The sequence below is a fragment of the Allobosea lathyri genome (assembly GCF_900108245.1).
GTDB classification, from domain to species: Bacteria; Pseudomonadota; Alphaproteobacteria; order Rhizobiales; family Beijerinckiaceae; genus Allobosea; species Allobosea lathyri.
In genome coordinates, this window is the sequence record NZ_FNUY01000009.1 from 214,609 (window position 1) to 235,184 (window position 20,576).

The window sequence follows — 20,576 nt, forward strand, 5'->3', positions numbered from 1 at the left end:
AGATGACCACTTGGCGGCACGAGCTGCACGCCAATCCGGAGTTTGGCTTTGAGGAGCATCGTACCGCCGCCTTCGTGGCTTCGAAGCTGCGCGAATTTGGTCTGGACGAGGTTGCCGAGGGCATAGGCGGCACCGGAGTCGTCGGTACCCTCAAACGAGGCACCGGAAATCGTGCTGTTGCCCTTCGAGCGGATATGGATGCGCTGCGCATCCTCGAGGATACGAACCTTTCCTATCAGTCAAAAAAGCCAGGTCTCATGCATGCTTGCGGGCATGACGGGCACACGACAATGTTGCTCGGAGCCGCGAAATTGCTCGCGGCGGAAGGGGGCTTCGACGGCACGGTCCGGTTTGTTTTTCAGCCCGCGGAGGAATGGGGCAAGGGTGCGCTCGCAATGCTCGCCGATGGGCTGATGGAGCGCTTCCCATTCGATGAAATCTATGGACTGCACAATGCTGCGGGGATGCCAGTGGGGCAGCTACAGGCGGGCATTGGCGCGGTCACCTCCGCAGAGGACAATTTCGAGATCACGCTGAAGGGCGTCGGCGGACACTCGTCGAGACCTCAGTCGGGGCGCGAAGTGATGGTGGCGGTGGGGAGCCTCATCTGCAGCTTGCAAACGATCGTCTCACGGAGGCTTCGCCCTAACGAGACGGCGGTCGTCTCCATTACCGAAGTAATAACCGATGGCACTCGGAATGTGCTGCCTGGGCAGGCGCGCATCTTGGGGGATGTTCGCAGTTTTGTGCCGGAAGTGAGCCTTGAGATTGAAAAGCACATGCTCGAGATCGCGAAGGGCACGGCTCAAACATACGGCCTGTCGGCCGAGCTCTCCTATTTGCGCGAGTTCGTGCCCGTCGTAAACGACGCCGCTCTCGTCGATGAAATGCTGGCAGCTGCCGGGAGCGTGCTTGGAACCGACAAAGTCCAACTCTCCACGGTACCGGGAACGGGTTCTGAAGATTTTGCCCGCTTCTTAGAGCATGTTCCGGGAGTGTTCGCCCGCATTGGGAATGGTGACAGCGCTTCTGCTCACAACCCAAAATTTGACTTTGACGACGGGGGCCTCCTGCACGGCGCCAATGTTCATGCTGCAATCACTCGGAGGCGTCTGGCCGCCCAGTTGTGAGTTACGCTAGGGAACGTACCGCGCCACGCCAGTTTCGGAATATCGACGGGCCGCGGATGAGCCTTCCGGTTCGCAATGAGACATGTCGGTCGGCAAGTCCTGACTTCAAGTGCTTTGTGCGAGGGCCGGATAATCATGCCTTCGCTGAAACGAGAATGCGCGAAACATAGCTAAGGGGGACGCTGTTTTCAGTTGATCGATAGCTTGTTGCTGGTGGGGCGCCTGGATTAGTCAAGGCCGGAACTTGAGAGATGGCGTGACAGCCACCCCGAAGCCGCCGCTCGGGCCAGCGACGTTGCCATCTGGCGAGGCTCTCTGAAACAAACGAGGATCCGGGCTTTGCTGAGGTGAAAAGGGGCTCCAGCCCGCGTCGGGCTGACTTTTAATGTCCGCTCCGCGCTGGCAGACTTCCATCGCCGTAAGCTCGCCCGTGGATTTTGGAATGATTTCTCGGACAGCGGGCAGGGCGCATCAGGTACGCAATGATACATGCAAAAATGCCAATTGCCTGCGTTCGGCGCCTTTGGCAGACGACACCTCATCACCGGTGGATGCCCGCAAGCGGAGATCTCGCGAAATAATGACCGACACTGCTGAAACAGTTTTGAATATCGATGCTCTTAGGGCCGACACGCCAGGCGTCGCCCACCGAGCTCATTTCAACAACGCAGGCGCTGCGCTTATTGCAAAGCCGGTTTTGGCGGCCGTGCAGAACTATCTTGTTCGGGAGTCCGAGATCGGCGGCTATGAGGCCGCCGCCGAGCATTACGATGAGCTGAACGCAGTATACGGCTCGGTCGCGCGCTTGATCGGCGCTCGGCCTGACGAGATCTCGATTGCCGAGAACGCGACCATCGCCTGGCAGCGCGCATTCTATGCAATGCAGTTTCGATCAGGCGACCGGATTCTCACCGCCAATGCCGAATTTGCGGCGAACTATATCGCGTTCTTGCAAGTTGCCGAGCGCACGGGGGCCTCGATCGAGGTCGTGCCAAATGACGAAGCAGGCGCGCTCGACCCATCGGCGCTTGAAGCCATGCTCGACGAGAGGGTTCGGCTGATAGCGGTCACCTGGATTCCCACCAATGGGGGGCTAGTCAACCCCGCGGAGGAAGTTGGCAGGATTGCCCGCAAGTATGGCATTCCCTTCCTCCTCGATGCTTGCCAAGCCGTCGGTCAGATGCCGATCGACGTGGAAGCTCTCAATTGCGACATGCTCACGGCCACCGGTCGGAAATATCTCCGCGCGCCTCGGGGTACGGGATTTCTCTACATCCGCAAGGCGGTCCTCGACCGCACTGAACCGGCCATGCTCGACCTCTTCGGTGCAACGATGACCGGGCCGAGTACCTACAGGTTAAGGCCGGATGCCAGGCGCTTCGAGACGTGGGAGACAAATTATTCGACCCGTATGGGCTTGAACGCGGCCGTCGAATACGCCCTGGCGGTTGGGTTGCAGGCAATCGAGGGGCGCTGCGCAGAGTTGACCAACACGTTGCGGAGTGAACTGGCGGAGATCCAGGGCATTCGCTTGCACGATCTCGGCCGACGCCGGGCCGCAATTCTATCGCTGACAGTCGATGGAGTGGAGGCCGCAGAAGTGATGCGGAGGCTTACTGCGATGGGGATCAACGTGTCTGTATCGCCGCCCACCAGCACGCCCATCGACGCCGCAGCCCGACAGCTCCCCCCCGTCGTTCGAGTTTCGCCGCATTATTACAACTCAAATGACGAGATAGAGCGTGTGGCATCCGCCATCCGCACCATTGCCAAGGCGCGAGGGAGTTGACTCGCCTGCGCCAACGACGCCCCAAACTCACGAGGACCTTTCTTATGGCACAGTTCGCATCCCCATTTCCGCTGGAGGATTTCCACGACCGGCTTCGGCGCGTTCAGGAAGTTTTGCGGGCTCGAAACGTAGACTGGGCCATCTTGGACGAGCCAGAGACCATGGGCTGGTTGTCAGGCTACGTTACTAGCGAGAATTTGTGGCGCGCCGTAATCGTCCCGGTCAGCGGGCAGCCGTTTCTCTTGCTGAGAAGCCTTGATGCGGCGCCCGCTCGTCAGCGGACCTGGGTAGATCGGATCGTGACCTTTCTCGATTGGGAGGACCCTATCGAGGTTTTGGTCAAGCACTTTCCGGCGGGCGAGAACCGCAAGGTCCGCATTGGGATCGAATTCCAGTCGAACTCGATGACACAAGCGCGTGTGCTGGCTCTTAAGCACAACCTTTCGGACGCCGGGTTCGTGGATCTGGAGCGGTCGACGTGGGATCTGCGGAGGATCAAGTCGGCGCACGAGATTGCCCATATGCGGAGAGGTTCGCAAATTCTCGACGAGGTGGTGAGCGAGGTCGTCGCTGCAATCCGTCCTGGCATCAAGCAAAGGGAGATCGCCGCGATCGCGGCGGCAGCCTATTACCGGTTAGGCTTCGACGACGGTTTTATCGGGCACATCAGCGCGAGCACCGGTTGGGATTCGCTGCACGGGTCCATGACCGATGAGCCACTTGGAGACGGTCAGGTTGTACATATCGAGCTCCTGCCACGGTTCAAAAACTACACCGTGCGAATTATGCGATCCGTGGTTGTTGGAGCGGCCACCGACGAACAAAAGGACGTATTTGCCCAACTGTGCGAGCTTCAGGACCAGCAGTTGGCGGCAATGAAGCCCGGAGCCCTTGCAAGTGATGTCGACGCCATTATGCGCGTCGGGGCACTGCAAAAAAACTTACGGCCTAGCTACGACAACATCACGGGCTACACGTTGGGATACAACTCCTCCATGTCCCAGCGCCTGAGCGACTTGCACCGAAATTTCTCGCCGACGTCCTCGTGGCCCGTCGAAAGAGACATGGTGTTCCACATGTATACTTCGGCGGGCGGACTGGCGGTGAGTGAAACGGTGCTCGTCACCGACGGTGGTGGCGAGCGGCTCACGCAAACCCCGCGGGTGATCTTCGAGGCCAAATAGCACGGACTGGAGCGACGCCTTCGATAGGCCAACTCGCGCGAACGTCTGATCCCAGGGACCTCGAGGGCTCGAATGGACATCTCGTTTCTCAGCGAACTTCTGACAAGCGTGACCGATCGAGGGCGCGCCCTGATCGGTTTTGACCGAGATGTCGGTCAACGCGGACGTCCCTTGGATCGACTTTGCGAGGATTTGCTCTCCGGGCGGGGCGAGGCCTCCGGAATGGCCTTGGCGCAGGCGGTGCTTAGCCTGTGGGAGCGGCTCGACAAACCCGGCCGGCTCGCCTTCTTCAATCTTCTCCAGAACCGGTTTGGCCCGGACCACGCGCTCCTTGACAAGGCCATCGAGGCCTATCGTGCGAAGCCCCAGGCTGCGGCGATCTCGGTGTTGCACCATGCCGCCGAGCCTCGCCGACAGGAGCTGCTTCGCCGCCTCAATCTGGCGCCCGACGGCACGCCCGTGCTTGTGCGAATGCGTCAAGCGTTGTTCGAGGCGATCGAGACGCAAGGCGATCTCAAGGCGATCGATGACGACTTCCGCCATCTTTTCGGCTCCTGGTTTAATCGTGGCTTCCTGGTGCTCCGTCGCATCGACTGGCGCTCGCCGGCGAACGTGCTGGAGAAGATCATCCGCTACGAGGCGGTGCATGAGATCCAGGGCTGGGACGATCTCCGACGCCGCCTGGAGCCGGTGGATCGGCGCTGCTTCGCGTTCTTCCATCCCCAACTCGTCGACGACCCGCTGATCTTCGTCGAGGTTGCGTTGACCAGCGACATCCCGCGCAGCATTGGCGAGGTCCTGAGCTCCGAGCGCAACGTGCTGCCGGCGCATGAGGCGACAACGGCGGTCTTCTACTCAATCTCGAACTGTCAGGAGGGCCTGCGCGGCATCTCCTTCGGCAACTTCCTGATAAAGCAAGTCGCCGAGGATCTACGACGCGAGCTGCCGGGACTGACCACCTTCGTCACGCTCTCGCCGGTGCCGGGCTTCGCGAGGTGGCTCGCGGGCATCGCGGCTGAGCCCGGCGATCTCGCCCTGACAGCCGAGGAACGCGCTGAGCTCGCCCGCCCGGCCGGCGATACGATCTCGCTCGATGATGCCGCGAAAGCAAGGCGCGACAAGCTTCTCGGCCAAATGACGGCGGAATACATGCTGCGGGCCCGGACGGCGTCGGGACGGGTCATCGATCCCGTCGCGCGGTTCCACCTCGGCAACGGCGCGCGTCTGGAGCGCATAAATGTCGGCGGCAACCTCTCGGCGCGGGGGCTACGCGAGTCCCACGGCGTGATGGTGAACTACCGCTACGACCTCAACGATATCGAGGCCAACCACGAGGCTTTCGCCACTCGGAACACGGTCGTGGCGTCGTCAGGCGTGCGCAAGCTCCTCCGGACGTCGGGCAACGGTCAAAAGGATCGAGACCATGGGTAATCACTTCTTCGATCTGGTCCGCACGCGTATGCTTGGGATGGATGCGCCATTCGCGCTGCTCGGCGACGGCTCGCGTCGGACCTACGGTGATGTCTTGGACGAGTCGGGCCGCTTTGCGAGCGCGCTAGTCGGGTTGGGTGTGAAGCCGGGCGACCGCGTCGCCGTCCAGGTCGAGAAGAGCTTCGACGCGCTGATGCTCTATCTAGGCACGGTGCGGGCCGGCGCCGTCTTCCTGCCGCTCAACACCGCCTATACCCCCGCCGAGATCGAATACTTCCTCGGGGATGCCGAGCCGGACGTCTTCGTCTGCGATCCCGCGCGTGCCGTGGCATTGCTTCCCTACGCCGAGAAGGCGGGCGCGAAGTTGGAGACCCTGGATTCCGACCGGGGGGGTAGCCTAGTCTACAAAGCGGATGCCGCCGTCGCGAGCTTCGAGGATGTACCGCGGGGGCCCGACGATCTCGCCGCGATCCTCTACACCTCCGGCACGACCGGCCGCTCCAAGGGCGCGATGCTGAGCCATGACAACCTTGCGTCCAATGCGCTGGCGTTGGTCGAGTACTGGCGCTTCGGTAACAGGGACGTGCTGCTGCACGCCCTGCCGATCTTTCATACGCACGGTCTCTTCGTGGCGACGAATGTCGTGCTTTTCGCCGGGGCGTCGATGATCCTGCTGCCAAAATTTGATCCCGAGCAGGTCTTCAAGGATCTGCCCCAGGCGACTTGCATGATGGGCGTTCCAACCTTCTATGTTCGCCTGCTTCAGGATGCCCGCCTGACGAAGGAGGCGACGAACCACATGCGCCTCTTCGTGTCCGGCTCGGCGCCGCTCTTGGCCGAGACGCATCGCGAATGGCGCGAGCGCACCGGCCACGCCATCCTCGAGCGCTACGGTATGACCGAGACCAACATGAACACCTCGAACCCCTATGAGGGCGAGCGCGTCGCCGGCACTGTGGGCCTGCCGCTGCCAGGTGTGTCAGTCCGCGTCGTGGAGCCCGAGACGGGCAAAGCGCTCGAGGCGGAGGAGATTGGCATGATCGAGATCATTGGCCCCAACGTCTTCAAGGGCTATTGGCGCAATCCCGAGAAGACCAAGGCTGAATTCCGACCAGATGGGTTCTTCATCACCGGCGACCTCGGCAAGATCGATGCACAAGGCTATGTCCACATCGTCGGGCGCGGCAAGGACCTGATCATCACCGGCGGCTACAACGTTTATCCGAAGGAAGTCGAGACCGAGATTGACGAGATGCAAGGCGTGATCGAGAGCGCCGTGATCGGCGTGCCGCATCCCGATTTCGGCGAGGGCGTCACGGCCGTCGTGGTGGTCAAGCCCGGCGCGACGATCACGGCCGCGTCGATCGCCAAAACGCTGGAGCACCGCCTGGCCAAGTTCAAGCTGCCCAAGCAGGTCTTCATCGTCGACGACCTGCCGCGCAACACCATGGGAAAGGTCCAGAAGAACGTGCTGCGCGAGCAGTATAAGGACATCTATGCTGGGCAGCCCAGATAGGCGCCGCCACAGGCGAGCAGCTGCAACAAGCGGCACGTCCATGAAACAAAATTGCAAATTATTCCGCCTAATAGAGCGCAATTATAGCGTTACCCATTTAGGATATGAGGCCAAGCCACCTGTGAATGAGGGCATCATTTCATAAGACTGGGGAGGTCCTGAGAATGGCTCAAATGGAGCTCAAATTTTCGCGCGCCGAGTTCGAGCGAAGATTGCGTATCTGCGCCGAAATCATGCTTGCCGAAAACCTAGATCTGATGGTGCTCGACGAAATTGAATCTATGCTATGGACAAGTGGATTTGGCATTTCCCAGACGCTGTGGCGTTGCGTTGTCATTCCTCGTGATGGTGATCCATTCTTGGTCGTCCGATGCTTAGACGAAGTTCCGGCGCTCGAACGGACGCATTTTTCTGAGATCATCGGCTTTCGTGACTGGGACGATCCGATTTCGGTACTTGGCGGCGAACTGCGTAAACGCAAGCTCGACACAGCGGCAGTCGGTATCGAGTTTGATTCACAATCGATGTCGCCGCGCCGACTGGAAGACCTGCGAAAGGAGCTTCCGGGCGCAACGTTCGTCGACCTGGGGGACCGATTCTGGCGCGAGCGAGCTGTCAAGTCCGGCGAGGAAATTCAATACCATCGACAAGCTGCGTCAATATGCGATCAGGCCTTGGCCCACGGAGTTGCCGTGGTGCGCGTGGGCGCCCGTCAACGGGACGTCGTAGCTGCGGCCTCCCAAACCTTTATGGAGCTGGGGGCCGATCAAGGGTTCGTCGGGCTCGTGACTTCGGGCGTCGGTTGGGGAGCGCTGCATGGCAATGAGCATAGCAACCCCATCGAACCTGGGTCGATCGTCCATATCGAACTTGTTCCATCGGTGAATGGATACAGTTCCCGGATCATGCGATCCGTCTCGGTTGGAGACCCAACGCCGCGTCAACTCGACGTAATGTCACAGATGATCGCCATCCAGGACAAGCAGCTATCCGAAATGGGCCCCGGAGTCGAAGCAAAGGTGATCGACGCGTTGGCACGGGAGCCGATGATCAAAACGGGGCTGCGACCAAGATATGATAATATCACGGGTTACACGCTAGGTTGCTTCCCCAACACCACTCAAAAAGTGAGCGAGTTCGTCCACAACTTCACTCCTGTGGCTGAATGGAAGCTGAAGGAGGGGATGACTTTGCATATGTATCTATCCGCGGAGGGATTGGCCATCAGCGAATCCATTGTGGTTCGAGGCGGTGGCATCGAGCGTCTCACTCAGACGGAGCGCAAACTGTTCGTCGCAAGCTAGCGTGCTGGTGTTGATCGCCTCGTTTAGCCGGTTTGCGTTGACCACCCGGGGGCCGTCTTGAAAGTGGCATCATGGCGAAGTGCGTTGGCCGCAACGCTCTTTGTTCAGGTCATCAGCTCCCTGGCAGCCGCCACCATTCCGCTCATGGGGCCGCTCCTCACGCAAAAATGGGGACTGCCCGCGACCAGCATCGGATATGCCTCGGCTGCGTCCTCCGCCGGAATCTGCTGGTTTTTGGCGTGCGGCAACTCGATGCTCGACCATTATGGTCCAATCCGGACCATACAAATTGGCCTGCTTGCGCTGGTCCTCGGCCTTGTCGTCTTTTTGCTACCTCTCGGTGCCATCGGACTGAGCGGCGCCCTCCTATTCGGACTCGGTGTGGCCCCGAACATTCCTGCGGGCAGCCAGGTTTTGATGCGAACGGCTCCGCCGCGTCATCGCACTCTCGTGTTCTCGATCAAACAAGCTGGCATGCCCTTGGGAGGCATGATCGCAGGTCTGATAATACCGGCGCTCGTTGCAGGGATGGGCTTCAACGCCGGGTTGTTTGTGCTGATCGCGATGCTTGTTATGAGCGCCGCATTAGTTCAGCCGTTCCAGCGAGCCCTTGATGGAGAAAAGGGTCACGGCGACCGTGCTTGGCCGCGACATTTCCTCTCGCCTTCGTCGCTCCGCAGAGCCGTAGCTGTGATCCGCTTGAATCGCGAGCTACCAATCCTGACCCTAATATGCGTGTCCTTTTCCGTCGCTCAATCGAGTACGACTGCGTATACCGCCACCTACATGGTCACGGAGCATGGTAAGAGCCTTTTAGAAGCGGGTCAGTATATGGCCGTTTTTCTTGGAGCGAGCGCACTCGCGCGAATACTGTTTGGTTGGATCGCCGATCGAACCGGCAAAGGGACGATCTTGTTTGCCTCTCTAGGACTCGCAACAGGAGTTGCCTTGCTGCTTCTGATCAGCCCCATCGGTTCCCACCCAGTATTTGTCTACGCGTGTATGATCATGGCTGGTGCCACCACCATGGGTTGGAACGGCGTGTTCATGGCCGAGATCGCCAGGTCGTCGCCGCCAAGCCAGGTTGGCCCGGTTACATCGGCGGTGAACCTGTTCGGATTCTTCGGATCGATATCCGGCCCGCTGGTGTTCGCGGTCACCGCGACGCTGACGGGAGGCTTTGTCTGGCCGTTTGTCATCATCGCCCTTCAGGCTGCGCTTGTTGGCCTCACGGCTCTGTGGCTGCTTCGTCGGCCGCCCACCACAATCGCGCATTAGGACGGCTCAAACGGAGCGGCAGCGGCGACCGGTTCGAGCACCACGCCGTCTTTCAGCCCTCCGTCTGACAGGCGCATAACATGTGTCGAAATCTTACAAAATCCGAGGCGTTTGTGATCCGAGCGCTGTCTCGGTTGCAAGTATGGGACCAGTGCTTACCATTACGGCGTGGGGCCGGCCCGGGTTCTGTTTCAGAAGAGGCGGCAGGTGCGAGCGGAATGTGCGCTAGAGAGGCCCACAACCGTACAATTCACGAAAAGTAGTTCGGGATCTTGCGTCACCGGATAAATTTGGCGATCAAGGTATTCGCGGTCTCAGGGCAGTAGAGCTTCTCCCCTCACTTCCCTGCCGTTCCCACACTATTGGCTGGCGGCCAACGGTGTAACTTGGGCCGCGTCACCCTGACGGCGGCCCTTTTTTTGTTCGTTCGCCTTCGATCAAGCGATGACGACAATTTCGCGATCCGCACGTGGTGTCAGCAAATTCGCGGCGTCTTCCGTTATGACAAGATCTTCCTCGTGAGCCATGATGCGGCCGTTCCCGAACATGGCGGAAGGCTCAATCGTCAGAACCATGCCGGGTTTCAGAACGGTTTGGTCCGACGGCGCATTCGACGGGGGCTCCGTCAGCACCTTGCCGAGCCCATGCCCAAAACGCCCGACGTTTCCGACATCGAAGCCATATCGGCTCAAGACCGTCGCTTGCGCCTTGAACACGTCGGCTGCGGTTCGCCCGGGCCGAGCTGCCTGGATGCCTGCTTCAGTGGCGAGCCACAACGCCTCATTGACCCGTCGGACCTCGTCCGTCGGCCTACCGAACGAGAAGTTGCGATCGAAATCGCAGAAGTAGCCGCCATACCTGGCCCCAGTATCGAGCATCAGAACATCGCCTACCGCCACCCTTCGGTCGGTTGGACCCATGATAATGCTATCATACCCCCCCTGGCCGGAACCAATGGAGGTGTAGGGTGCCTTGTCTGCACCCTTTAGAAGAAGGTCCGCCGCGAATTTTCGGCAGATCTCCCGCTCGCTGTCGCCAACGTTCACGAATGACGGCAGATCGTGGAAGGCCTGACCGGCAATCTGGCAGATGTGGCGGATGCGCGAAACTTCAGCTGCCGACTTGAGCACGCGCAGCCCGGCCATTAGCAACGTGCAATCGACCATCTCGCCACCGATGGCTGCTTGCAGCCTGAAAACATCGCTAACCGGCATGCCGATCCGGGACTCGGGGCCGATCTCAAAGCCAATTCGCCCATAAGACCGAGCGACCTGACCCAGATGCTGCGTCAGGATGCTGATGCCTTCATCATGCGGCCGGGGCGATGGCCAAGTTACGATATTTTGACACCAGGAGGTGAGCAGCCAATTAGTTTCGCCAATCTCGGGGATGATGGCGATGGGCGACTCCGCGCGAGGCACAACGAAGTACCAGGGGCGGGAGGGCGTGTTCCAAGCGAACTGCGTCTCGAATCCAGCCAAATATTCGATGTTGGCTTCCGAGGTCAGCACGATCGCGTCGAGCCTATAGCGGGTCATCGCCGACCGCGCGTCCTCGATGCGCCGTTCAAACTCTGCACGGGCGAAGGGACCGATTTCGCCAACGCTGTGGGCAGGTACGGGGGAGCTGGCCAAGATGATCATCCGTTTAACACCGAAGACAGGAAGCGTTTGGTGCGCTCCTGCTCGGGAGCGTTGAAAATCTGATCGGGCTTTCCCTGCTCTACGATGCGTCCGCCCTCGAAAAAGCAGACCCGGTCAGAGATTTCACGGGCGAACCGCATTTCGTGAGTGACCATGAGCATGGTCAGATCATGCTCGTGAGCCAGGGAACGAATGACGCTCAACACTTCGCCCACGAGCTCCGGATCGAGCGCTGAGGTTGGCTCGTCGAACAGAAGCACTTGCGGACGCATCGCAAGAGCACGGGCGATGGCTACACGCTGCTGCTGACCGCCCGACAGTTGCCCCGGATAGGCCTTAGCCTTGTCGGAAAGGCCGACCATGTGGAGCAGTTCGACAGCCCGTCCTTCAGCTTCGTCCCGGCTCAAACCCAGGACTGCCGTCGGCGCCTCCACCAAATTTCGCAGAACCGTCATGTGCGGGAACAAGTTGAAACTTTGAAACACCATGCCGACCTTGGCCCGCACCTTGTGAAGATGCACGTCACTTGCAAAGAACGGCGGCTTTCCATGAGGCTGATGATAGCTGATGCCATCGAGCGTGAGGCACCCCTCTTGAAACGGCTCGAGCGTCATCAAAATCCGCAGTACTGTGGATTTGCCAGACCCGCTTGGCCCGATGAGCGTCACTGTCTCTCCAGCCTGCACCTTGAGATCGAAATCGCGGAGCACGGGATGGGCGCCATACCGCTTATGGAGTTGGTTGAATTCAATGGAGGCGCTCATCGCAGCGCAATTCCCTTCTGCGGAACGAAGCGTTCCAAGCCGCGCAACAGCGCCGAACAAACACAGGTGAGGACGAAAAAGATGGCGCCAACCAAGGAAAGCGGGACGAGATATTCGAAAGTCCGGTCCCCGATTCGGTTAGCCAGGTTCAACATTTCAACGACGGTGATGGTCGAAAGCACCGGCGTGTCCTTCATCATCGAAATCAGATAGTTTCCGAGCGCCGGCAGGACCCGCGGGATCATCTGCGGAAGAACGACGGTTCGATATGTCCGCGTTTTCGAAAGATTCAGCGCCGTCGCTGCTTCCCATTGACCTTTGGGAAGAGCATCGAGGCCGGCGCGGTAAACTTCGCTCATATAAGCTGCGTACTGCAGTCCCAGCACAGTAGTGCCGGTCCAGAATGCGGGCAGAGTGACGCCAAACTCCGGAAGCACGAAATACAGAAAGAACAGCTGCATCAACAACGGCGTGTTGCGCAGGAATTCCACGACGAAACCGACCGGCCAAGTCACGATCTTCCATTGTGAACGGCGCATCAACGCGAATACCATGCCGACGACGACCGCGATGACGAAGCCCGCGAACATAGCGAGCAAAGTCGTTCGAAGGCCGATCAGGAGGATCGGCAAGATCGACCACGCGAAAGCGGCCGACGAAGACATTACGAGCTCGTGGCCTAGGATCATGAGAGCCTCCCGGTAGAGCGCGCGACGCGAGTCTCGAGAATGCGCATCAGTGCGACGATCGACATCGCCATGGCGAAATAGATCAGCAGCGCGGTGCCGTAGACGGCCACCGTATCCTGCGTCAGATTTCGGATCTCCTGGGCCTTGAACGTCAAATCGGCGATCGTGATCATGGATACTAACGACGTGTCCTTGAGGTTTTGGACGGCCAGGCTTGAGAACGATGGCAGCATTTCGACGAGGGACTGCGGCAGGACGATCCGCCAAAGCGTTTGGTTGCGCGTGAAGTTGAGTGCTCTGGCGGCTTCGTGCTGCTGCTGACTTACCGATCGGAGAGCCCCGCGTACGACCTCGGCGCCATACGCGCCGGTGTTGAGGCCCAGTGCCAGAACGCCCGTCAGGAAAGGCGGCAGCGAAATGCCGAGCAACGGCAAGGCGAAGTAGAGCCAGAAGAGCTGGACCAGAAGGGATGTGCCGCGGAAGATTTCGACATACGCGAATGCAATCGCCCTTAGCCAAGCTGGTCCAGCAAAAAGGGCAACCCCTGCGCCGAATGATAAACTGGCCGCCATCAGCAATGACAGGGAGCAGATCAGCAAGCTAGTCGCCGCGGCCCCTAACAGGTTGGGCAGGTGAACTGACAAATCCATGATGGTTGCCCACAATCGGGATGGTGATCGTGCACTACACGCGCCCTGTAATTTTGGTACGGTGCCACCTGGAAGCGATCTCCCGAGTGGCACCGACGCGTCGTGAAGGGCTCTATAGGCTGCGATGTCCCGTTGGTCGGGGACAGGCCCGCTAAGTCACTTTCCGGCGCAGAGGTCAGCTGTCGACTTGGCCAGCGAAGCCGCGATGCTGCCTTCAGTGACGCCGTGGTTCGCGAGGATCTTCTTATAGTCGTTGGTCTTCTTGAACTCGCCCAAGGCCTTGTTGAAGGCCCCCACGAGCTCTTCCGATCCCTGCGAAAATGCAAAGCCGCCGAAGCTGCGCGTCGCCTTGCCTTTGATGATCGGATCGGAGAAGGGCTGGGCGATGTCCAAGCGCTGATTGGCCTTGGCAAGGCTGCCGACGGTCGCCTCGACGGCGGCATATGCGTCGGCCCGGCCACTTGTGACGGCGGCCGGCGCATCGGCATTGTTTGCGATGATGACCAGGCGATTCTCCGGAACGCCGACGGCTTCGGCAAATGCAAGATGGCTCGTCCCGTTGACGACCGCCAACTTGAGGTTCGGGCTTTTGGCGACGTCCTCGTATGAGTGGATCATCTTCGGATTGCCCTTGGGAATGAGCAAGGCGTCGCCGTAGCTGGAGTTTGGCTCGGAGAACAGGACCTGCTGGCACCGAGCGGGCAAAATATCCTGTTCGGCCGCTACGATGTCGAAACGGTTTGCCTTGAGGCCGGGGATCAATGAGCCAAAAGGAGTCACGACCCATTGGACCTCGGGAATGCCCATCGATTTGAGGACGGCTTGGGCCACCTCGGGAGCGATGCCCTTCGCCTTTCCTTCGGCGTCCATAAAACCGTAGGGAACCTCATTCGCGGTCGCTGCGCGGATATAGCCCTGCGATCTGATTTGATCGAGGCTGGCCGCCTGCGCGTTGGCGAGGACGACGGGGAGGGTCAAAACCGCGAGGGCGGTCCGGACCGAGCGGAGTTGCAGATTGAAAGCCATTCTTTTCCCCTATGAGAAACGCGACCCACCCTGTCATGCCGCAGGATTATGGCCGGTGCCGAAAGAAGTTGCGCAAGCACACCTCTCCTTGGTGCCAACTTCAAACCTAAGCTTCCGCTTTCCGGCCGTATATTTCCATTTTTTATCATGGCTGGTATAACCGTCAGTAATGACAAGAGTCCCGTTGCTTCCCGTCCAATTGAACGCGCTGGCGTGCTTTGAAGCGGCCGGCAGGCATGCCAGTTTCACCCATGCGGCGCGCGAACTCGGGATCACGCAGGCTGCCGTAAGCAAGCAAATCAAGGCCCTGGAAAGCCGATTGAATGCGCGACTGTTCGATAGGGGGAACCGCGCGGTAGCCCTCACCGAAGCCGGCAAGAAATTATACGAGGGTGTTTCCGCCGGCATGCGGACGATCGGCGAGACGCTGGAAGCTCTTTCCAGCATCCGCCATCCGCCGGAACTCGTTGTGACGACGACGGTGGCAATGGCCTCGCTTTGGCTGATGCCGCGGATCGCGAGTTTTCGAGCCCAGCATCCCGGCATCGCAATCCGACTGATTGCTACGGACACCCTGTTGGATTTTTTAGAGGATCGCGTCGATGTCGCCATCCGGTACGGGAATGGCGACTGGCCCCACCTTAATTCCAAGTTTTTGCTGGGCGTTCGCTTTTTTCCCTGTTGCAGTCCTGATTACCTTGCAAGGCATCCGATGCGGACTGCGGAGGATCTCCGCCACGCTCGCCTGCTGAACCTCGAAGGGCCGGCCGCCCGCTATTCTGAATGGGAATGGTGGTTCGCTTCGAATGGCATCGCGGTCTCGAAGCTCGATCCAGAACTCAGCTTCAACAATTATCCGCTGCTCGTTCAGGCCGCCCTATCCGGCCAGGGCGTTCTCCTCGCCTGGGGAAACGTAATCGACAACCTGATCGACGACGGGTCCCTCGTGCGCATCATCGACGGGGACACGCCCGCCAACCAGTCCTATTATGTCGTGACCACCCAACGCAGAACCGTGCGAGAAGAAGCCCGTACGTTCTGCGAGTGGCTGCTGGCCGATACCCGGCAGTTGCGCTGAGCACGCTCTCATCGGTTGAAACAACGCACCATTTTTGCATCATTTCGTCATCGCCAACCGTACGCCCTTCCGAACCAGCATTGACCGCCGAAGGGCATGGCATTCAACCGATAATCGGTCGAATCGATGATCATACGATGGCAGCCTCGAGCTCGTCCGCAGTGGACAGTGCGGCCTGCAGATTTGAGGTGAAGATGCTAAAGTGAATGCCGTAGTCGGTTTCGTTCGCGAGGATGATCTGCGATCCGTACCAGCGCATCGCTTGGCGCATCGAGGCCCGGCAGATCGTCGTGCAAATAGATGTTCTTATTTGTTCCAAGCAGCCATTGCCCAGTCAAATCAATTCAGTCAATCCTTGAGCGACCTCACATGAAACATATCCGAAACCCCAAGGCCGATGAGCGCAATTGACAACCTGGACTGGGATGATTTGCGTGTCTTTCTGGATGTTGCGAGGACAGGGAGCTTGGCGCAAAGCGCGAAGCGTCTGCGCATAGACCATTCCACGGTCAGCCGACGTATCGCGCACTTGGAGAGCAGTCTTGGACTGAGCGTCTTCGAGCGCACCAAGACCGGCTTTCGACTGACCGATACCGGGGAAAGGGTCCTCCGCCATGCCGAGACCATCGAAAGTGCCGTAATCGGCATAAAGGCCGACGTCGCCCCGGAGGTCACGTCCGGAGTGGTCCGTCTGGCTACAATGGAAGGTATCGCGTCCCTCTATCTGGCACCGCGACTGCTGGCTTTGGATGCCGAGGCCCGTGACCTTCGGCTGGAGTTGGTGACGTCGCCTCAGGTGATACACGTGAACCGCAGAGAAGCGGACCTGTTTCTGAGCTTCTTCAAGCCCCCTGGCCAAGGTCTCGTCTCGGAAAAATTGGGATCGTTCGCCATTCATGCGTATGGGTCCGATCTTTATTTCGAGCGCTTCGGTCGTCCGCAGGCGGAATCTGATTTGGCCAATCATAGTTTCGTCGGATATATCGACGATTTGATTGTGGTCGATGCCGTTCGATGGCATCGCGACCTAATTGGTCCGTCAAATTATTCGTTTTCGTCAAATAGCATGATTGCGCAAATGAATGCAGCTTCGGCCGGATTGGGTCTCGTTGTATTGCCCAGGTTTGCGGCGCTGACCGCGCCGAATTTACGCCCATTGTTTCAGGAAAGTCTCCGGGCCGAGCGCGAAATCTGGTTAAATGTTCACCACGACCTACAGTACTCGGGTAGGATCAAGACTGTGGTCCGATTCTTGAAGCAGCAAATCTCACTGGACATGTCGACTGGGGTGTTGTGACGAGCGCCTGCGGTTCGTCTGTCGCCGCCTCGCTTCCGCGTCCTGCCCAGCCTTCTTGGAGATGACGACGATTTGCTCGCCGGTGTCCGTGGCGCTCAGGCCAGACTTGTCTCCAATACCGCTCGGCGGCAATGTGCAGGAACAAGGCGAGCTGCGCGTGGGTCAGCAGCCCGTTATCGCTCCCTTACGTCGAACGCACAAAGCCCGAAGCGCGACAATGGCGGTGATTGAGCCCGGGATCCGCGCCTCTATCGGATTGCATCTCAATCGCTTGAGGGTGTTTTATGCCCAGTCGCGATTGAGGCTCGCTCTCGGGTCCAGCGCTCGCTTGATCCGCTCTATCAGCGCGATTTCGGTCGGGTCCGCGGCTGACGTGGAGAATAGCTCGTTTCTTGGTGCCTATCTCGTGCTCGGCACTACCTAACGTGTGTGAGCCAGGGCTTATGGGGCTCGCTTGCGTCGATGCAACCGGGCTTGCACCGATAGGCGCTCAACGCCCACCCGCCTCGATGGTATTCGCAGTCATCGAGCGAGGTAGTAGGATTAACCGGACGGCGCATCGCGAAGGCTCCGCTGCCGCCTCCCTGCCTCTCCTCGCAAAGCCCGGCGACCGTCGGTCGTCGGAATGCAATGTGACAGCGAGTGCATCATGGGACAGCTCCCACGCTTCAAGGCTGCGGCAATCCATGCTGCCCCCGTTTTCCTCGACAAGGCAGCGACGACCCGCAAAGCGATAGCGCTCATCCAGGAGGCGTCGCGGGCAGGGGCGGAGTTCATAGCCTTCCCCGAAACCTACATTCCGGCGTTCCCGGTCTGGTCGGCGATCTGGGCCCCGATCGAGAACCACGATTTTTTTATCCGGATGTCCCAGGAGTCGGTTCTGATCGACGGACCCGAGGTTTCTGAGATTCGACGCGAGGCCCGACGACTGGGCGTCTTCGTCTCGATCGGCATAAGCGAGCGCTCCCCTGCCAGCGTCGGCTGCATGTGGAACTCCAATCTGATCATCGGCGATGATGGCGCGATCCTGGTTCACCATCGAAAGCTCGTTCCCACCTTCTATGAAAAGCTGATCTGGGCCGCCGGCGATGGTGACGGGCTGCGTGTTGCCGATACGCGCATCGGTCGACTCGGCGGGCTGATCTGTGGCGAGAACACCAATCCGCTGGCTCGCTACACCCTCATGGCGCAGGGCGAGCAGGTTCACGTATCGAGCTGGCCGCCGATCTGGCCCACCAGGCCGCCGGCGAACGGCGGCAATTTCGACAATGTCGCGGCCAACCGCATCCGCGCCAGCGCCCATTCGTTCGAGGCCAAAGCCTTCGGCATCGCTACTGCTGGTTACATGGACAAATCGATGCGCGACCAACTCGTCCATAGAGATCCGAAAGCCGCGGAAGTTCTCGACGCGACCCCTCGCGGTGCATCGTTCATCATTGATCCGACGGGCGCGCTGATCAGCGACACCCTGCAGGACGAGGAAGGTATCGCCTACGCGGAAATCGATATCGGACAGTGCATCGAGCCCAAGCAGTTTCATGACGTCGTGGGATATTACAACCGGTTCGACATATTCGAACTCACCGTACGACGGACCCGTCAGCGGCCCGTGCGCTTTGTATCTGACGAAGCGGGGTGCAACGCGGCGTCCGTACGGCAGGCAGATCAGAACGATGTCGATTTCAGGGAAATCGCCTTTCAAGAGGAAGGTGCTTGACCGTGGAATTCGGTGACGACACTGGAACCGCGCACGTCGGGGACGGTCTGCATTTCGTCTCGAGATCGTGGCCTGCATGAGGATGCGATCCCTAGCGAAGATGTCGACGGGCACTTTGGCTTGCACGCATACCGTGGCTGCTTTCGCCGAGCACGGTCCATCAAACCGGACGCTATATTGCTTCAAGGGGCCGCACTCATGAGCACGCTGATCGCACCGCATAATCCTCGGTCTCAAATGGGCCCAAGTGGGATTTATCGGCGTCTTCCCCTGGAACCTCATCAGATGGGGGAGCGCCTCACTCCGACCGAAGACCTATTCGTGCTGATCCACATGGGAACACCTGCTGTCGACGTGTCGACATGGTCGCTCGGCATCGGAGGGATGGTTTCGCGACCACTCTCGATCCCGCTGACCGAACTTCGAAGCTTGCCGCACGTGGCGGTCCAGACCGTTCACCAGTGCGCCGGCAATCCACTTGAGCCGACCGTTCCCACGCGACGGGTTGCCTGTGTGGAGTGGGCCGGCGTAGCTCTCAAATCCCTCATCGACCTGGCAGAGCTGGATCCGAGGGCCACCCATATGTGGTCGTTCGGCATGGATCATGGGGAGTTCGAAGGGGCCTCGTGCGACGGGTACGGCAAGGACCTCACGATTGATCGACTTCTGGAGTCCGGCGCCTTGATTGCCTACGAGCTGAACGGCAGCGCCTTGCCCGTAGCGCACGGCTTTCCTGCACGCCTCGTCGTTCCCGGCTACTATGGTACCAACACGGTGAAATGGCTGGACAGGATCGAGTTTCGGGACAAGCCGCTCGATGCGCTTTTTACGACCACCTATTACAATGATGCGAAGTCCGCCACCGAGGCGCGAAAGCCCGTATGGGAGATCCCGGTCGGCTCGCTCTTCACCTTACCGGCTCCGGGATCGTCCCATCATCGCGGCGATGGTCTCGATGTTGCCGGGTGGGCGTGGGCGAAGTCGGGCGTGTCTCGCGTCGAGGTCAGCGTTGATGGCGGTGCCAACTGGCGCCCCGCCAAGCTTGAACCGGATCGGGGCGCCGCCTGGCGACGTTTCGAGGAGACGATTGCTGTGGCGGAGCCGGGGCCTCTCGGACTGGTCGTACGAGCCACGGCGAACGACGGGCGCAGCCAACCCCTCGAAGGGGTACGTTATGCCGCCCACGCGATTACCATCAACGTAATATAATCTGGTGCGTCTCGTACTGCGACGACCGGAAGATTACCTCGGCGTTCGCTTTGCCACCGGAGCTCGATGGACCCGGGTGTCAATGCCGGACCACCGCCTGCTTTAGATAGAGGAACTCGAGCAGCCTTCGGCGGCATTCGGCATAGGCCGACGTTGTGGTCATCTCCAGGCGATCACGCGGTCGCGGAATATCGACCTCGAGCACCTCTCCGATCTTCGCGGCGGGACCGTTCGTCATCATGACAACGCGGTCGCTAAGGAAAATGGCCTCATCGACGTCGTGAGTGACCATGACCACCGTGGATCGCGTCTGCTCCACGATCTTTATGAGTTCGTCTTGTAGACTTGCCCGCGTAAGTGCATCCAGAGCTCCGAAAGGCTCATCCAGGAGCAGCACGCGGGGTTCGATTGCCAAGGCGCGAGCGATGCCGACACGCTGCTTCATACCCCCCGAAATTTCGTGGGGGTATTTGTTTGCTGCGTGACCGAGATGGACGAGATCCAGCGCCTGGTCGACCTTTCGCCGCATTGCACCCTTGTCAAGCCGGGCGGCGAAGACCTGCGAAACTCCCAGGAGGATGTTGTCGTGACAGGTCATCCATGGAAGCAGGGAATGGTTCTGGAACACGACGCCACGGTCGGGCCCCGGGCCGAGTATCTGCTGTCCTTCGCAACTGATCAAACCGGCCGAGGGCCTATAAAGACCGGCAATCAGATTGAGCAAGGTACTTTTCCCGCAGCCAGAATGCCCGATCAGGCTGACGAACTCACCACGTTCCACAGACAACGAGATGGAGTCCAGCGCATGGAATTTCGTGCGCTCGCCGAAAGTCATTGATACCTTGTTCAGTGATAGGAAGGTCTCCACCGG

At 59.6% G+C, this 20,576-nt stretch carries 18 protein-coding genes; 11 read left to right on the forward strand and 7 right to left on the reverse strand.

Annotation, left to right across the window (positions count from 1 at the left end):
* Positions 1–2 precede the first annotated feature (2 nt).
* The 7 genes from C4S73_RS20800 to C4S73_RS20830 all read left to right on the forward strand — a co-directional run bounded on the left by C4S73_RS20800 (position 3) and on the right by C4S73_RS20830 (position 9,632).
* A complete protein-coding gene (locus tag C4S73_RS20800) occupies positions 3–1,130 on the forward strand; it encodes an amidohydrolase (protein WP_103874475.1) in 1,128 nt (375 codons plus the stop codon).
* Between the two features lie 580 nt (positions 1,131–1,710).
* A complete protein-coding gene (locus tag C4S73_RS20805) occupies positions 1,711–2,919 on the forward strand; it encodes an aminotransferase class V-fold PLP-dependent enzyme (RefSeq protein WP_103874437.1) in 1,209 nt (402 codons plus the stop codon).
* A gap of 44 nt (positions 2,920–2,963) precedes the next feature.
* A complete protein-coding gene (locus C4S73_RS20810; protein WP_103874438.1) occupies positions 2,964–4,103 on the forward strand; it encodes a M24 family metallopeptidase in 1,140 nt (379 codons plus the stop codon).
* Positions 4,104–4,325: 222 nt separating this feature from the next.
* The gene (locus C4S73_RS20815; RefSeq protein WP_342210585.1) at positions 4,326–5,534 is read left to right on the forward strand and encodes a malonyl-CoA decarboxylase; all 1,209 of its coding nucleotides are present in this window, start codon (positions 4,326–4,328) and stop codon (positions 5,532–5,534) included.
* Positions 5,527–7,050, forward strand: a complete 1,524-nt coding sequence (locus C4S73_RS20820) for a malonate--CoA ligase (protein WP_103874440.1) — start codon at positions 5,527–5,529, stop codon at positions 7,048–7,050. Before C4S73_RS20815 ends, C4S73_RS20820 begins: the two co-directional genes overlap by 8 nt.
* Positions 7,051–7,214: 164 nt before the next feature.
* The gene (locus C4S73_RS20825) at positions 7,215–8,354 is read left to right on the forward strand and encodes a M24 family metallopeptidase (RefSeq protein ID WP_160115861.1); all 1,140 of its coding nucleotides are present in this window, start codon (positions 7,215–7,217) and stop codon (positions 8,352–8,354) included.
* Positions 8,355–8,438: 84 nt separating this feature from the next.
* Entirely contained in the window at positions 8,439–9,632 is a 1,194-nt protein-coding gene (locus C4S73_RS20830) for an MFS transporter (protein WP_160115862.1), read from the forward strand.
* A 437-nt stretch (positions 9,633–10,069) separates the two neighbouring features.
* On the opposite strand, the gene C4S73_RS20835 is transcribed toward C4S73_RS20830, so the two are convergent.
* The 5 genes from C4S73_RS20835 to ehuB form a co-directional block, all read right to left on the reverse strand.
* Positions 10,070–11,266, reverse strand: a complete 1,197-nt coding sequence (locus C4S73_RS20835; RefSeq protein ID WP_160115863.1) for a M24 family metallopeptidase — start codon at positions 11,264–11,266, stop codon at positions 10,070–10,072.
* A 5-nt stretch (positions 11,267–11,271) separates the two neighbouring features.
* Positions 11,272–12,039 carry an ectoine/hydroxyectoine ABC transporter ATP-binding protein EhuA gene (ehuA, locus tag C4S73_RS20840; RefSeq protein ID WP_103874444.1) on the reverse strand — a complete coding sequence of 256 codons (768 nt, stop codon included), beginning with the start codon at positions 12,037–12,039 and terminating at the stop codon, positions 11,272–11,274.
* The gene (ehuD, locus tag C4S73_RS20845; protein WP_103874445.1) at positions 12,036–12,728 is read right to left on the reverse strand and encodes an ectoine/hydroxyectoine ABC transporter permease subunit EhuD; all 693 of its coding nucleotides are present in this window, start codon (positions 12,726–12,728) and stop codon (positions 12,036–12,038) included. The genes ehuA and ehuD overlap by 4 nt, the downstream gene beginning before the upstream one ends.
* Positions 12,725–13,378: an ectoine/hydroxyectoine ABC transporter permease subunit EhuC gene (gene ehuC, locus C4S73_RS20850; protein WP_103874446.1), complete on the reverse strand. Its 654-nt coding sequence runs from the start codon at positions 13,376–13,378 to the stop codon at positions 12,725–12,727. Before ehuC ends, ehuD begins: the two co-directional genes overlap by 4 nt.
* Before the next feature lie 156 nt (positions 13,379–13,534).
* On the reverse strand, positions 13,535–14,404 hold the full coding sequence (gene ehuB / locus C4S73_RS20855) for an ectoine/hydroxyectoine ABC transporter substrate-binding protein EhuB (RefSeq protein ID WP_103874447.1): 870 nt from the start codon (positions 14,402–14,404) through the stop codon (positions 13,535–13,537).
* 184 nt (positions 14,405–14,588) lie between these two features.
* On the opposite strand from ehuB, the gene C4S73_RS20860 reads away from it, so the two are divergent.
* On the forward strand, positions 14,589–15,482 hold the full coding sequence (locus tag C4S73_RS20860) for a LysR substrate-binding domain-containing protein (RefSeq protein ID WP_160115864.1): 894 nt from the start codon (positions 14,589–14,591) through the stop codon (positions 15,480–15,482).
* 130 nt (positions 15,483–15,612) lie between these two features.
* Here C4S73_RS20860 and C4S73_RS28365 read toward each other — a convergent pair whose 3' ends face one another.
* Positions 15,613–15,753, reverse strand: a complete 141-nt coding sequence (locus C4S73_RS28365; protein WP_160115865.1) for a hypothetical protein — start codon at positions 15,751–15,753, stop codon at positions 15,613–15,615.
* 126 nt (positions 15,754–15,879) lie between these two features.
* Here C4S73_RS28365 and C4S73_RS20865 point away from each other — a divergent pair, with 126 nt between their 5' ends.
* The 3 genes from C4S73_RS20865 to C4S73_RS20880 all read left to right on the forward strand — a co-directional run bounded on the left by C4S73_RS20865 (position 15,880) and on the right by C4S73_RS20880 (position 19,705).
* Positions 15,880–16,779: a LysR family transcriptional regulator gene (locus C4S73_RS20865; RefSeq protein ID WP_103874449.1), complete on the forward strand. Its 900-nt coding sequence runs from the start codon at positions 15,880–15,882 to the stop codon at positions 16,777–16,779.
* Positions 16,780–17,404: 625 nt separating this feature from the next.
* Positions 17,405–18,496 carry a carbon-nitrogen hydrolase family protein gene (locus C4S73_RS20875; protein WP_244595702.1) on the forward strand — a complete coding sequence of 364 codons (1,092 nt, stop codon included), beginning with the start codon at positions 17,405–17,407 and terminating at the stop codon, positions 18,494–18,496.
* A gap of 198 nt (positions 18,497–18,694) precedes the next feature.
* The gene (locus tag C4S73_RS20880) at positions 18,695–19,705 is read left to right on the forward strand and encodes a molybdopterin-dependent oxidoreductase (protein WP_103874452.1); all 1,011 of its coding nucleotides are present in this window, start codon (positions 18,695–18,697) and stop codon (positions 19,703–19,705) included.
* Positions 19,706–19,784: 79 nt separating this feature from the next.
* Here the strand turns inward: C4S73_RS20880 and C4S73_RS20885 are convergent, their stop codons facing one another.
* Entirely contained in the window at positions 19,785–20,573 is a 789-nt protein-coding gene (locus tag C4S73_RS20885) for an ABC transporter ATP-binding protein (RefSeq protein WP_425290360.1), read from the reverse strand.
* Positions 20,574–20,576: the final 3 nt, after the last annotated feature.